General features: G+C 49.9%; 12 protein-coding genes. 1 reads left to right on the plus strand and 11 read right to left on the minus strand.

Annotation, left to right across the window (positions count from 1 at the left end; all coding sequences use genetic code 11):
• Nucleotides 1–13 precede the first annotated feature (13 nt).
• The 4 genes from mltF to guaB form a co-directional block, all read right to left on the minus strand.
• Complete coding sequence (gene mltF, locus ACQ5ES_RS07780; RefSeq protein WP_445015548.1) at nt 14–1,423, minus strand: membrane-bound lytic murein transglycosylase MltF; 1,410 nt, start codon at nt 1,421–1,423, stop codon at nt 14–16.
• 128 nt (nt 1,424–1,551) lie between these two features.
• The gene (locus ACQ5ES_RS07785) at nt 1,552–2,847 is read right to left on the minus strand and encodes an NAD(P)/FAD-dependent oxidoreductase (RefSeq protein WP_445015550.1); all 1,296 of its coding nucleotides are present in this window, start codon (nt 2,845–2,847) and stop codon (nt 1,552–1,554) included.
• 97 nt (nt 2,848–2,944) lie between these two features.
• Complete coding sequence (gene guaA, locus ACQ5ES_RS07790; RefSeq protein ID WP_445015552.1) at nt 2,945–4,519, minus strand: glutamine-hydrolyzing GMP synthase; 1,575 nt, start codon at nt 4,517–4,519, stop codon at nt 2,945–2,947.
• A gap of 6 nt (nt 4,520–4,525) precedes the next feature.
• Nucleotides 4,526–5,995, minus strand: a complete 1,470-nt coding sequence (gene guaB, locus ACQ5ES_RS07795) for an IMP dehydrogenase (protein WP_445015554.1) — start codon at nt 5,993–5,995, stop codon at nt 4,526–4,528.
• Nucleotides 5,996–6,092: 97 nt separating this feature from the next.
• Here guaB and xseA point away from each other — a divergent pair, with 97 nt between their 5' ends.
• Entirely contained in the window at nt 6,093–7,433 is a 1,341-nt protein-coding gene (gene xseA / locus ACQ5ES_RS07800) for an exodeoxyribonuclease VII large subunit (RefSeq protein ID WP_445015556.1), read from the plus strand.
• On the opposite strand, the gene ACQ5ES_RS07805 is transcribed toward xseA, so the two are convergent.
• From ACQ5ES_RS07805 to ACQ5ES_RS07835, 7 genes are all read right to left on the minus strand, one after another.
• Nucleotides 7,402–8,334 carry an AEC family transporter gene (locus ACQ5ES_RS07805; RefSeq protein WP_445015558.1) on the minus strand — a complete coding sequence of 311 codons (933 nt, stop codon included), beginning with the start codon at nt 8,332–8,334 and terminating at the stop codon, nt 7,402–7,404. The two genes, xseA and ACQ5ES_RS07805, sit on opposite strands and share 32 nt — an antisense overlap.
• Nucleotides 8,335–8,418: 84 nt before the next feature.
• A complete protein-coding gene (locus ACQ5ES_RS07810) occupies nt 8,419–9,366 on the minus strand; it encodes a porin (protein ID WP_445015560.1) in 948 nt (315 codons plus the stop codon).
• A gap of 150 nt (nt 9,367–9,516) precedes the next feature.
• On the minus strand, nt 9,517–10,779 hold the full coding sequence (locus ACQ5ES_RS07815) for a tetratricopeptide repeat protein (RefSeq protein ID WP_445015562.1): 1,263 nt from the start codon (nt 10,777–10,779) through the stop codon (nt 9,517–9,519).
• Nucleotides 10,780–10,789: 10 nt separating this feature from the next.
• The gene (locus ACQ5ES_RS07820; RefSeq protein WP_445015564.1) at nt 10,790–11,395 is read right to left on the minus strand and encodes an energy transducer TonB; all 606 of its coding nucleotides are present in this window, start codon (nt 11,393–11,395) and stop codon (nt 10,790–10,792) included.
• A 5-nt stretch (nt 11,396–11,400) separates the two neighbouring features.
• Nucleotides 11,401–11,808 carry an ExbD/TolR family protein gene (locus ACQ5ES_RS07825; RefSeq protein WP_445015566.1) on the minus strand — a complete coding sequence of 136 codons (408 nt, stop codon included), beginning with the start codon at nt 11,806–11,808 and terminating at the stop codon, nt 11,401–11,403.
• Nucleotides 11,809–11,819: 11 nt separating this feature from the next.
• Nucleotides 11,820–12,350, minus strand: a complete 531-nt coding sequence (locus ACQ5ES_RS07830; protein WP_445015568.1) for a MotA/TolQ/ExbB proton channel family protein — start codon at nt 12,348–12,350, stop codon at nt 11,820–11,822.
• 2 nt (nt 12,351–12,352) lie between these two features.
• Nucleotides 12,353–13,708 (minus strand): MotA/TolQ/ExbB proton channel family protein, encoded by a 1,356-nt coding sequence (locus tag ACQ5ES_RS07835; RefSeq protein ID WP_445015570.1) that lies wholly within the window; start codon nt 13,706–13,708, stop codon nt 12,353–12,355.
• Between the last annotated feature and the right edge of the window lie 2 nt (nt 13,709–13,710).

Genomic DNA, 13,710 nt, shown 5'->3' on the forward strand with positions numbered 1-13,710 from the left:
TTCTTGCTGCGCATTAGTTTGCCTCGTCTCCACTCCCAACTGGCAGTGAAATTTCTAATGGTTGAGCTGGAATGCGTCCACGTTCATCCAACCAAACCAAAGTGTCGTAATAGCGACGAATGTTTCCTACATATCGCACGGGTTCATCACCACGCGCAAAACCAAAGCGCGTTTGCCGGTAATATTTTTTCTGTCTCAATAAGGGTAGTCGTTTCCGCACATCTATCCAACGATCTGGATCACCTCCCTGCCGCTCGGTAAGTACACGAGCGTCCTCAAGGTGGCCATAACCAATATTGTAGGCGGCAAGCGCGAACCAGGTCCGGTCCGGCTCAGGGATGCGCGCCGGAATTGTATCCAGCATACGTTCAAAATAACGCGCGCCACCGCGAATACTTTCTTCTGGGTTAAGACGGCTGCTAACTCCCATGGCTGCTGCCGTAGGTAACGTCAACATCATCAAACCACGCACGCCGGTGGCAGAAACCGCCCGCGGATTCCACAGACTCTCTTGATACGAGATGGCTGCCAATAGCCGCCAGTCCAGCCGTCCTGAATGCTCAACAAAGAAATCCCGGTACTTGGGTAAAGTGGTTTGCACCGCGTCAATAAACAGACTGGTGTCGACATAGTTGAACTGGGACACATGACCAAAATGCTGATCTACCAGGCGATCCAGCTCACCTGATTGGCGCAGTTCACCAAAGAAACGAATCACTTCAGCATATAGCGAAGCATCGCGTCCAGGAGCCAACATCCAGCTTACATCGAGGTTATCGCGAACGGTAAAGGCGACACTAATATTTGGAAAATAACGCCGCTGCATATCGAGAATATTGCTATCGGCGATAGTAAAGGCTATTTCGCCATCAATAACTGAGCGTAAAAGTTCAGTCGCATCATGCTCATTAGTTGCGCGCCAGCGCAGTTCAGGAAAGCTTTGACCGTTTCGACGCAGCCAATCGTGATGACTACTGCCAGCGACCACCACGACCTCACCATCGACCTGACTCCAATCACGCGGTCGGTCGCGCGAACCTTGGCGGTACACCAAGCGTTGAGCAACTTCCTGATAAGGAGGACCAAAGCGATAACTACGGTCGCGTCTTGGAGTACGGTCGAGTCCGGCAGCGACCAAATCAACCTTGCCATTATCGATGAGACCAAATAAGTCGTTGACGTTGTAACGTGAGACAATTTCCAACTCAACATCGAGCTGTTCAGCGAAAGTAGCGGCAAGCGCATACTCAAGCCCACCTTCACTTTCAAATTCATGGTAATACGTCGTCGGCCCCAACAGCGTGCCCACACGCAACACACCACGCTGCTGGATTTCAGCAAGCTGGTCAGGCTGCGGCTGCGGCGCGCAGCCAACAAGCAGCACTAGTGCTAGCAGGGTCAGCAACCATTTCCAATAATTCATAACATCAATGTGCCCAACGTGCAGTCATAATGTCAATAGTTCCGGCAGAACGCATGGCGATAAATCAGCGATTATGGTTATCCATTTATGTTTCGCATTGTGCCTTAAGCGCCGAATGAAGTATATCGTCAGTGTAATTTCAGTCGCGGCTTTACCACATGATTGAGTCTATCGACCATCAATAGTAAGAACATCTTCCACCAACCATGCAAAGCGCGTTGATGCATCCGATATAAGCTCGCGTATGCCCAACGTGCCATCGTGCCTTCAACAGACATCGACAAACTTTTACTTTGCATAAGATTACCAACCGCAGAAAAACGGCTCAACGAAACTAACGACCCTCGATCTTTATAGACAAAAGGCTTTGCTGGCTGTTGCCGGTAGCCGCGCACAATGTTTCGGTACAAGCATTCCGCCATTTGGTGCGCCGACTGCGCCCGCGGCGGGACCCACCGTTCATCGTCGATGCGGCACGCGGCGCAGTCCCCTATCGCGTAGATACTGGTATCGGATACCGATTGCAGGTAGTCATTGACCTCAATCTGATTATTCTTACGAATCTTTAATCCCCACCCTTTGGTCACATCTGGCGCCCTAACCCCAGCCGCCCACACAATTAAATTGGCCTGGACAGGTTTGCCTTCAGATAGCACTAGGGTGTTTTCTTGCACCTGAGTCACTGGGTTATCCAAAATGACTTCTACGCCCAATGACTTAAGTTTTTTCTCAACCGATGTCGACAAACGCTCAGGTAAAGCGGGCAATAATCGTTCACCCGCTTCGACTAAGCAAACTTTAAAGTGTTTTTGATCAAGGTAAGACAAGCCGTAAATCGACAGCAATGAAACAGAATGTATGAGCTCAGCAGCTAATTCAACCCCGGTCGCTCCACCACCAACTATAGCTAATGACAATGTCGTTTCGTTGCCGTCTTCGATGGACTGATCGACGCGCAAAAATTCATTTAGTAAATGCTCATGGAATTCATCCGCCTGGCGTAATGAGTCGAGAAAATAACTATGTTCTTTAACCCCCGGCGTGCCAAAATCGGCGGTGACTCCTCCGATTGCAAGAATTAAGCGATCATACGACAGACTTCGTGCTGCTAGAACCTCCCTACCCTGTGCATCTCGGATTGCGGCCAGTTGGATGGTTTTCTGATGGTTATTTACCGACTCTAATGTGCCGATCATAAATTGAAACCCTGCACGCGCGCTTTGCCCTCTATAATCCAGCTCCGCCAAACGTGAGTCGAGCGCACCCGAGGCGACCTCATGCAACAGCGGCTTCCACAAATGGGTACTGTTACGATCAATTAACGTAACTTTAGCTTGCTTACTGCGTCCTAGCTTGCGGCCAAGCATGGTCGCTAACTCAAGCCCGCCAGCACCACCACCAACAATAACAATCTGCTCTTGCATGTGAGTCTCACCCATTGAAGATATAAAAAAGCCACTGACGATAGTAACGCCAGTGGCTTCCGATAACTAATCCGCAGTTAAGCAGAACGGGACTACCCTACTCCCACTCAATGGTCGCTGGGGGCTTGCCTGAGATATCGTAAACAACACGAGAGATACCATCAATTTCGTTAATGATACGATTCGAAACAGTTTCAAGTAACTGATACGGTAAATGCGCCCAACGAGCGGTCATAAAATCAATTGTTTCGACTGCTCGTATCGCGATAACCCAGTCGTATTTACGAGCATCGCCCATCACACCTACGGAACGAACCGGCAGAAACACTGCAAATGCCTGGCTCACTTCATGGTACAAACCAGCTTTGCGCAATTCGGTGATAAAGATATGGTCAGCGCGGCGTAACAGTTCGCAGTACTCTTTCTTAACTTCGGCTAATACCCGAACACCTAAGCCAGGTCCTGGGAACGGATGGCGATACAGCATGTCGTATGGCAAGCCAAGTTCTAAACCGATCTTGCGAACCTCATCTTTGAAAAGTTCACGCAGTGGCTCAACCAAACTAAGTTTCATGTCAGCTGGTAACCCGCCGACATTGTGGTGCGATTTGATAACGTGCGCTTTGCCAGTTTTTGAGCCAGCTGACTCAATCACATCTGGATAAATGGTGCCCTGAGCCAGGTAGGACACATCTTTTATGTTGGTCGCTTGTTCGTCAAAGATTTCAATGAACACACCGCCAATAATTTTACGCTTGGCTTCAGGATCATGCTCGCCCGCCAAAGCATCTAAAAAGCGATCTTCTGCATCAACATGGATAATATTCAAACCATAATGGTCACCGAACATTTCCATGACTTGCTCAGCTTCTTTCCAGCGTAACAAGCCGTTATCAACGAACACGCAAGTCAACTGATCGCCAATGGCGCGGTGCAATAACATCGCTGTCACTGAGCTGTCCACACCACCAGATAAACCTAATACCACCTTGCCGGTGCCAACCTGCTCGCGAATACGAGCGACAGCATCATTGATAATGTGTGCGGCGGTCCAATTGGTCTCACATTCACAAATCTCTACCACAAAATGTTCCAGCATACGCATGCCCTGGCGTGTATGCGTTACTTCAGGGTGGAACTGTAGACCATAGAAATCGCGTTTATCGTCGGCCATCGAAGCAATCGCACAGGTCGGTGTTTGCGCGACGATGTCAAAGCCCTCTGGCAACTCGATAACTTTATCACCATGACTCATCCATACATCTAACATCGGATTGCCGTTGTCGTGCACGCTATCTTCAATATGGTGAAACAATGGACAAGGTGCGATGCGCTCAACCAGCGCATAACCGAACTCACGTTCAAGTGAGCCTTGAACTTTACCACCAAGTTGCGCCGCCATAGTCTGCATACCGTAGCAGATTCCTAAAACCGGAACTCCAGCTTCAAACACGTAATCTGGTGCGCGAGGCGAATCCACTTCAGTCACCGACTCCGGGCCACCCGACAAGATAATGCCATTAGGATTGAAATTTTTGATGTCTTCTGCGTCAACATCCCACGCCCATAATTCACAGTAAACGCCAATTTCACGAATCCGTCGCGCAATCAGCTGGGTGTACTGTGAACCAAAATCTAAAATCAAAATTCGATGTGCATGAATATCTTGCATGTTGTCTTAACCCATTCGGTAGTTAGGAGCTTCTTTAGTGATCTGCACATCGTGCACATGTGACTCGCCCATTCCCGCAGAAGTCACGCGGACAAATTGCGGTTTAGTACGCATTTCTTTAATATTTGCTGAACCGGTCAACCCCATTGCTGAGCGCAAGCCGCCCATCTGTTGATGAATAATGGTCGCCATTGGGCCTTTGTAAGCCACCCGCCCTTCAATACCTTCTGGTACCAGTTTTTCAGCTTCATTCGAGGCCTGGAAGTAACGATCCGATGAGCCGTTGCGCTGATCCATAGCACCAAGGCTACCCATACCGCGATAGGATTTGTAGTAGCGACCTTGATACAGTTCAACCTCACCTGGCGATTCTTCAGTACCTGCCAGCATACTGCCAACCATCACACAGTCGGCGCCAGCAGCGATAGCTTTAGCGATATCACCTGAGAAGCGAATACCGCCATCGGCAATAACCGGAATTCCGGTACCTTTAAGGGCATCCACAGCGTCACTAATTGCGGTGATTTGTGGCACACCACAACCTGTTACGATGCGCGTAGTACAGATTGAACCAGGACCGATTCCAACCTTAACAGCATCGACACCTGCATCGGCAAGCGCTTTCGCACCGGCACCGGTAGCTACGTTACCAGCGATAAGTTGTAGGTTCGGGTACTCTTTACGGACGTAAGCAACGCGGTCGATAACCCCCTGCGAATGACCATGCGAGGTATCAATCAAAAGCACGTCAATACCAGCCTCAACCAACGCAGCAATGCGCTCTTCTGTGCCTGGGCCAACCCCCACAGCGGCACCTACCCGTAGACGGCCAAGCTCGTCTTTACAGGCGTTGGGTTTGTTTTCTGCTTTGGTGAAATCTTTTAGGGTAATCATGCCACGCAAATGAAATGCGTCATCAACCACCAAAATTTTCTCAATCCGGTGCTTGTGCATCAGGTCCAAAATCTCAGCGCTTTCGGCGCTCTCTTTTACCGTGATGAGTTGGTCTTTGGGCGTCATTATGCTAGCGACAAGTTTACTGTTATCACTCTCGGCGCGGGCGTCACGACCGGTAATAATACCCACCAGTTCGCCACTATCTTCGACGACCGGGAAACCGTGGAAGCCGTGTTCAACATTCAGTGCACGAATTTCACCAAGGGTGGTGTCCGGCGTTACCGTGACTGGATCAGAAACCATACCGCTTTCGTACTTCTTAACTTTACGCACATGCGCGGCTTGTTCAGCGATGGTCATGTTCTTGTGCATAAAGCCAAGTCCACCCTCTTGTGCAAGCGCGATCGCCAATGCTGCTTCAGTAACTGTGTCCATGGCGGCTGAGACCATTGGAATATTAAGTTCGATACCACGCGTCAGCCGCGTGCGCAGGTCAGCAGTATGAGGTAAAACAGTCGAGTGACCGGGGACGAGTAAAACATCGTCGAAGGTAAGAGCTTCTTGAGCGATTCGTAGCATGGCAACATCCCACTAGCTTAGTTTATGTTGCGGGCAGATTTTACTCCTAAAGGGCTTTTCAGTAAACTGATTTTTTCACTTCCGATGGGTTTATAACATGACCGAAGCAGCAATATTCACCGTTACCCAATTAAATGCCGAAGTGCGTCAAGTACTTGAGCGTGGTTTTGGCTCAATTTGGTTGATTGGTGAAATTTCAAACTTTGCTGCGCCAGGTTCTGGGCATTGGTATTTCACCCTTAAAGATGAGGGTGCGCAAATTAAGGCGGCGATGTTCCGCAATGCCAATCAACGCGCTAAAGTGCGTCCGCAACACGGCATGCAGGTGCTGGTGCGCGCCAAACTTACCGTCTACGAACCACGTGGCGACTACCAGTTGATTATTGAGCACATGGAAGACGCCGGCGCTGGTTTGTTACAGCAGCGCTACGAGCAACTGAAGCGCAAATTGCAGGCCGAGGGATTATTTGCCGCAGAGCATAAGCAGTCATTGCCTGCCGAAATTCGCCGGGTTGGCGTTATAACATCGCCAACGGGCGCAGCCATACGCGACATATTGGCAGTATTGAAGCGCCGTGATCCCAGTGTTGAAGTCATCATCTACCCAAGTGCAGTACAAGGTCAGAGTGCTGCCAATGACTTATTGTTTGCCTTACAACGGGCCTGTGCCCGCAACGAGGTAGATGTGCTCATTATTTCCCGCGGTGGCGGCTCCCTCGAAGACCTGTGGTGCTTTAACGATGAGCGACTTGCTCATGCACTACACAGTTGTCCGCTGCCGTTAATTAGTGCGGTCGGTCACGAAGTTGATTTCACCATTGCTGATTATGTTGCTGATGTGCGAGCACCTACACCATCCGCAGCGGCAGAGCTGGTGAGTCGTGATCAGCGCGAAGTGTTACAACGGCTATTACAATTAGATCATCGGTTGCGCCAGCATTGGCAACGTCAGCGAAGCTTTTTACAGCAAACTTTACAGCATTGGCAGAACCGCTTGCAGCAACAACACCCGCAACGGCGCTTGCAACAAAATAGCCAGCGGGTAGACGAACTTTATGCGCGTGCCGCAGCTGCACTGCAGCGCACTCAGCGGCAAACCCAACAGCGCCTCTCGGGCACCGCGCAACGTTTGCAGGCACTGCACCCACAGCGGCAAATGACAACCTTACGCCAGCAACTGGAGCAACTTAAAACCCGTAACAGTCAGGCCATGCGGCAAACGCTGAAAGTATGGCAACAAAAGCATGCTGCGACCTTACAAAATCTGCAGATCGTTAGCCCGTTGCAAACCATAGCTCGGGGCTACGCCGTGGTGCGCAATGAGCAGGGTGAACTGATTCGTCATCCTGCTCAATTAGCTGTAGATGAGAGTTTTACCGTGAAAGTGGCGGAAGGCGAGTTTCGCGCTAAAAAAACGTCTGCAGACGCTGCAGAATAAAATACCAAAAAGGCAAGGTGACAAAACAAAGCAGCACGCCATAGCCGACCACAGCGGCCGACAACGTCGGTGCCAGCCCGGCCATAATTGCCAGGGCGCCAGCAGAGATCATGGCAGGCATCGCGGCTTCCATAATAGTCACCTGCACCGCCAGTTGATCCAGCCCGAAGCCCATCAGAATCAACAATGCCACCAGCGGCGTTAAGCCCAGCTTAATACCCAGAGCCCAGCCGAGTGGCCCGCGGTCTTCCTGGGGCAGCCGAAAGCGCAACTGAAAACCGACGGCGACCATGATCACCGGCACCAAGGTAATGGCCAGCGAATCAATGAACTGTTTAAGCACTTGCGGATAACTGAAGTCTCGCAACACAAAGGCAGCGATGAGTGCCACGAAAGGGGGAAACCGCAAAATCTTCCAAACTATGGTGCCGATAGATGGCCGCTGCGCTGGCTCACCCTCGGTCTGACTGTAGATCGCGGCGATGATGGTGGCGTAAATTGACAGGATAAAGAACGACCCGAGCTGGTCATAAAGCAATGCATAAGGAATGCCTTCAGGCCCAAAAAATGCTTCAATCATCGGAAAACCAACGAACGAAGTATTGCCCAGCGGAATGACTATTAACATCGCGCCGGTGGTCGCCCGCGACCAATCACGCCAGCGTGCCAGTGCGAGCACCAGGGGCACCGTTAAAACCAATAGCAACCATGGCATTAAGGCCGGGTAAAGCAGTTCTTTACCAAACGTCAGCAACGGGATTTTCTGCAATACCACCGCTGGTAACGCCACATAGATAACGTAAGCGTTGAGAATTTGGCCGGTATTTTGGGGAAACTGCCGACTACGTCGAAGCAATAAGCCAATTACGACGTAGCCAGCAATAAAGAGAAAGTTCGCCATCAAGTTTCTACTAATTAAATGATGGCGATAGTTTACCTAGCTTTGCCTGCGGATAAAACTCACACTTTAGTCCAGTAGCACCGCTTAAAACTTGTGCTCAATACCCACGGCGATATAACGCTGTTCAGCTTCAATGGTTTCACGGTCACGACCGGTATACCAAGTGTATAATTTAGTACCCTTTGCCAGCTTGTAATCAACACCAAATGAAAATGCATCGTCTTCACCGTCGATAAAGTCCATGATTTGGTATTGCGCCTTGAAACTAAAGTCGCCCCAAGGTTGTTCAATGCTGGCAACAAAACCATCAGCTTCAGCGGTACCATCGACGCGCTCTTGTTGTTGCCACATGAGACCAAACATAGTGTCTTGCACTTTGGTATAGCCGACCAGCCGTTCGACATCATAGCCGTCAACATCGCGGTCCATTGCTGCACCAAAATAGTATCCGGTATCGTCCAGCCCTTCGTCGCCGTATGTTAAAGCCAATGAATAGCCGTCATCCTGAGTATCACCTTCGCTTAACACCCAACTACCGGCAACGCGAAAATGATGAAAGCTTGGCGAGTAGTAAGAGATAGTGTTGCTGGTGCGATTCTCACCTTCAAACAAACCTTTTACGTCGGCAGCGTAGTCGTTGAACTGGTCAATATCGCCTTGAATGGTTTTTAATACCGTGTCACGACGGCCCACGGTAAGTTCACCAAAGTTGCCCCGCAACCCGACGAATTGGTTACGCGATTTCAAATTATCATCGCCACCTAAGTCCGCAAGGTCGACCTGCCATTCAAGCTGATAGATCACTTCGAGGTCGTCGCTGATCTTACTGCCACCCTTCACGCCAATGCGTGACGCATTGCTTTCTAACTCAGTATCACTGCCAGCGCCGTTATCGTTGCTTTGCAACGAAACATTCGCTTTACCATAAAAATCAAAGCTTATCTTAGGGTCTTCACTATTGTTTTGAGCCACTACTGGAGCACTGAGTACTGCCATCGGAAGCATCATTATAGCCACATGTTTAAAAGTCATAAAGGTCACCTGCACTAGCTGAATTTGGGATCGAGCGGTCGATTTACCACTCAAGCGCGCATAGCATATTGCAACTTTATGACAGTTTCATGACTGTATGACAGTTTTTTGTCGATTAGATAAACTTTTTATTTCTATCTGATGTCGCTTTTATGACGATTGCAGTTGTTTCATCCGCTCTGCCTGCTCTTTTTCTGAGGTGGCAAAACGTTCCCACTGCAACGCTGCCTTACGCGCTTCTTCGAAAGCTTTGGCTTTCGCAAAGGCCTGTAACGCAGGATTATAATTCTCTTGCTCAAGTTCAGCCATACCAATGACTAAGTGCATGGTGCCTGGTTTTTCCAGGTTACCTTTGGCAAGCGCGGTCTGGGCTGCACTGATGGCTTCATTGTAGCGTTCCGAATTTAACAAAACTTGCGCCCGCTGTGCGTCTAATTCGCCATCGTTACTCAAGTCAGCGGCTTGTTGCAGAGCCGCGACAGCTTTATCTGTTTCTCTTGCGGCAATCCAACTTTGTGCGAGTAGTTTTAAGTTGCGTAAATCAGCGGTCAATTTACCTTGCTGAATCGCTTGTTCCATAATCTGACCCGCTTTATACGGCACGCCGCCAAAGAAATAACTTTGTACCAGCATCTGTAAATCCTGGCCTTTGGTCAGGAAACCTTGCTGGTAAGCAGCTTCCAGCATTGCTAACTGTTGCTCATCTTTACCGAGTTGGCCATAAACCCCGGCCAACTGGATCCAGTAGTCAGGTTTATTGAAATGCTTGATCATTTGCTCAAGCACAGCCGCCACCGCTTCGGTCTGCTCCAGTTCATAATGGATCGCTCGCTGCAGTACGTACCAGTTCTCGTCGCCTGACTCACCATTAGCTTGAGCCGCTTGTATTGCCCGTTTAATCGGTGCTAATGCTTGTTGATAATCACCTTTTTGATAAAGAGCCTGAGCGCGTAGAACATCCGCTTTAGTTGCCTGCTCATCACCCACCACTATTTCCCAACGTGTCAGGTAGTCGAGTGTTTGCGCGTAATCACCTTGACCTAATGCTAGCTGCGCCAAACTAAATAGCGTATTTTGCTTTAATGCATCAGGGATCGGGTCTTCTTGTACGACTTTGTCAAAATAACGCACAGCTTCCGCCACTCGATCTTTGCCGTAATGCATGTAACCGTAAAAATTCCATAACATCGCGCGTTCGTAACTGTTCATACTTCCCGACTTGGCCTCGATGTTTTTCAATGCCCTCAGTCCGGCATCGACATCGCCGGCATCGGCAAGTTCTTGCGCCCGCGCCAACTGGCTATAAACCTGTTCACGCAATGCCGGTACCCGCTTACTTTCTTGAGCGATTACCGCGTCATGCACAAACTGGCTGATCAAAACCCATCCAATAAGTACCATTAGTTTACGCATTGCCATTCTCCTAGCCATCAATCTCGAACGTAATTCGGTTTTGCACGCCTTCTACTTCGACAGCTTCACCATTAACTACGCGAGGTTTGTATTTAAACTTCAGGACGGCGTCCATAGCGGCCTGATCGAAAATCTGTTCTGGCTGTGCTTCAACTACCCGCGGGTCGCGCACGGTGCCTTGCCGGGTTACCGTAAACTCCACCACTACATAGCCTTCGATCCCTCGTTGCAGAGCGCGACGAGGATAAGCGGCCTGCACCTTCACTATGGGCAGGTATTCACCGTCACTGGCATCTAAATTCATGCCACCACCAAGGCCTGTATCCGCTTGTGCCGTAGCAGAAAAATCATAACTACTGCCTTCCGGTGCTAGTTCACTGCTATCCATCTGCGGGGTTGGCATGTCCGGCGGTGGCGCTTCTGGTTCTGGCGGACGTTCGGGCTTACGGTCTTTTTCTTGTACCACTTCTTCAGGTTTCACGCGGACAAAGTCCAACACACTGCCCTTAGGTGGTTCGGTCATTGCGCCTTGACCGCCAGCGATCAACGACTGCATCAGGTAAAACAAACCCAATGTCACTACGGCGGCAACGGCAAGTGCTGCTAAGAAACGCATGGGCTTTACTCTTCCTGCGCGGCGATCGAGACATCAAAGACACCTGCGGCTCGCGCGGCGTCCATAACTTTTATCAGGGTCTCAGTGGTAGATTTTTTATCTGCCTGAATCACCAGTGAGCCTTGCGGATTCTCTGCATACAAACGCTCAATGTTGGCCTGTACTGCCCGCACATCGACTTGTCGTTTATTGATCCAGATCTCACCGGTATCACTGATAGCCACTAAGATATTGGCCCGATCTTTTTGCACTGCGGTTGCGGCTTCTGGGCGGTTGACATCAATCCCGGCCTCTTTCACGAAGCTGGCCGTAACAATGAAAAAGATAAGCATAATGAACACCACATCAAGCATGGGCGTCATATCAATTTGCGTTTCTTCTTCGTCAATCAAATTAGCAAAATGTTGTTTCATCTTAATGCCCTCTAGTGGTGTTCCATTAGCATGCGGTCTTCAAGCTTGAGTCGCTCGCGCTTTGCTGTGCGTTGCAGCCAGGTTGTCGCAAATACTCCAGATAACGCGCCGACCATGCCGGCCATGGTTGGAATAGTTGCTTTTGATACCCCAGCGGCCATTGAACGCGCATTACCCGTGCCAGCCACCGCCATCACATCGAAGACTTCAATCATGCCAGTCACTGTGCCCATCAAACCCAGCAATGGACACAGCGCAACCAGTGCCTGCAATATCGGCAGTTGACCGCCCAAAGCAATGGAAACTCGTGAAATCATGGCCTGCCGAATTTGCTCGGCATTCCATGATGATTTGTCGTCCCGAGCCTTCCACTTCTGTAACACCCGACGCTTCTCTTGCTGATGCTTACGGGTGTAGTAAAAAATGCGTTCCAGAATCATCAACCACATGATGAAAATCAGGATGCCGATAATCAGGAGCACCTGACCACCAGTCTCCACAAAGTCCTGAATCGCACTGTAAAAGTCGATAAAGAACACCATGATTAGTGCCCCCGCTCAGAGCGCTCCGCAATGATGCCCGACGCCTGCTCTTGCAATACGTGAACGAGATTTTTGCTACGCGTATTCAGGGTGGCGAATAAAAGCGTCATTGGAATCGCAACCACCAGGCCCAGCACCGTAGTTACCAATGCCTGCGAAATGCCGCCGGCCATCAGTTTCGGATCACCGGTGCCAAACAAAGTGATTGCCTGGAACGTATTGATCATACCGGTAACAGTACCGAGTAGACCTAACAAAGGTGCAACCACTGAGATGATTTTAATGAAAGTCAGGTTGCGGGTAATACTCGGAACCTCGCGCAAGATCGCTTCACTAAGCTTTAATTCCAAGGTTTCGGTATCCGCCTGTGGATACTTATCTTTCACCGCCATGACGCGACCCAAAGGATTATCCTGCTGTGCTTTGTCGTTCTTCAATTGACGTTTTACTTTACCGCCCATTAAGGTCAAGCTAACGAAACGCTCCAAGGCGATGAGTAGACCGATGACGCCCAAAGCAAGAATGATATAACCTACCGTTGAACCTTGGTCGATACGCTCTTTTAAACCAGGCGCTTGCACTAACAAACCCAGAATCGAACCGCCGGTTGGATCAAGACCAAAACGTACTGGGTTTTCGTTACTTTGCGCCAGCGTTTCAGCGGTATTCAGGTAGCGACTGCCGGGCTGACGGACCAGTTCGGCAACGGCATCTGTGCCTGGAATCAGCTCTAAGTACTTACCATCAGCGACCATATTGAAGGTACCCACCCGAATCACAGGCTTCGTTGCTTTCTCACCGTTGGCCAATGTGATTTCAGTCGAGAACTCACTTACCTTGCCTGACTCGGTCATTTCCTGCTGTAGCGCAAACCACACCGATTCAATTTCGTCAATAGTTGCGAGCTTGGAACTGGAGCCCATTTTCTGTGCCAAATCACTCAGCGCATCACTGCGTCCAGGAAACTCTACGGATACATAGGAATTCCGTAGGTTGCTAGCGGTGTCGCTCGCAACCTGCTGCAGCACCCCGAAGAGTTCTTTTAGTGACCCCATGCGTTGGGTCAGTGCATCTTCCAACGCGGCTAAATCGCGCTCATTGCCTTCAAACTGACCCTCAAGACGAGCACTGGCTTGTTCAAGTTGATCACGTTTAGCGATGGCTTCACGCAAGATTTGCTGTTGTTGCTCGGCCTCAGCTCGAAAACGCGCTTCACGTTCTTCGTTAGCTTGCGATTGGGCAAATTTGCCTTGTTTCAGTTGTTGCAAAAGTTGGTCGAGGTTGACGGGTTCTTGGCTCATCGCCGGTGCCGCAAACACGAGTGCCAACGCGGCGATGCAATGTTTAAATTTCAACATGG

The sequence above is a fragment of the Pseudidiomarina xizangensis genome (assembly GCF_052541995.1).

What these genes read in the sequence shown, in the direction of transcription:
- guaB (WP_445015554.1), bottom strand. Translation starts at nt 5,995, where the DNA reads ATGCTACGAATCGCTCAAGAAGCTCTTACCTTCGACGATGTTTTACTC.
- guaA (WP_445015552.1), bottom strand. Translation starts at nt 4,519, where the DNA reads ATGCAAGATATTCATGCACATCGAATTTTGATTTTAGATTTTGGTTCA.
- ACQ5ES_RS07785 (WP_445015550.1), bottom strand. Translation starts at nt 2,847, where the DNA reads ATGCAAGAGCAGATTGTTATTGTTGGTGGTGGTGCTGGCGGGCTTGAG.
- mltF (WP_445015548.1), bottom strand. Translation starts at nt 1,423, where the DNA reads ATGAATTATTGGAAATGGTTGCTGACCCTGCTAGCACTAGTGCTGCTT.
- ACQ5ES_RS07835 (WP_445015570.1), bottom strand. Translation starts at nt 13,708, where the DNA reads ATGTTGAAATTTAAACATTGCATCGCCGCGTTGGCACTCGTGTTTGCG.
- ACQ5ES_RS07805 (WP_445015558.1), bottom strand. Translation starts at nt 8,334, where the DNA reads ATGGCGAACTTTCTCTTTATTGCTGGCTACGTCGTAATTGGCTTATTG.
- ACQ5ES_RS07825 (WP_445015566.1), bottom strand. Translation starts at nt 11,808, where the DNA reads ATGAAACAACATTTTGCTAATTTGATTGACGAAGAAGAAACGCAAATT.
- ACQ5ES_RS07815 (WP_445015562.1), bottom strand. Translation starts at nt 10,779, where the DNA reads ATGCGTAAACTAATGGTACTTATTGGATGGGTTTTGATCAGCCAGTTT.
- ACQ5ES_RS07810 (WP_445015560.1), bottom strand. Translation starts at nt 9,366, where the DNA reads ATGACTTTTAAACATGTGGCTATAATGATGCTTCCGATGGCAGTACTC.
- ACQ5ES_RS07820 (WP_445015564.1), bottom strand. Translation starts at nt 11,395, where the DNA reads ATGCGTTTCTTAGCAGCACTTGCCGTTGCCGCCGTAGTGACATTGGGT.
- ACQ5ES_RS07830 (WP_445015568.1), bottom strand. Translation starts at nt 12,350, where the DNA reads ATGGTGTTCTTTATCGACTTTTACAGTGCGATTCAGGACTTTGTGGAG.
- xseA (WP_445015556.1), top strand. Translation starts at nt 6,093, where the DNA reads ATGACCGAAGCAGCAATATTCACCGTTACCCAATTAAATGCCGAAGTG.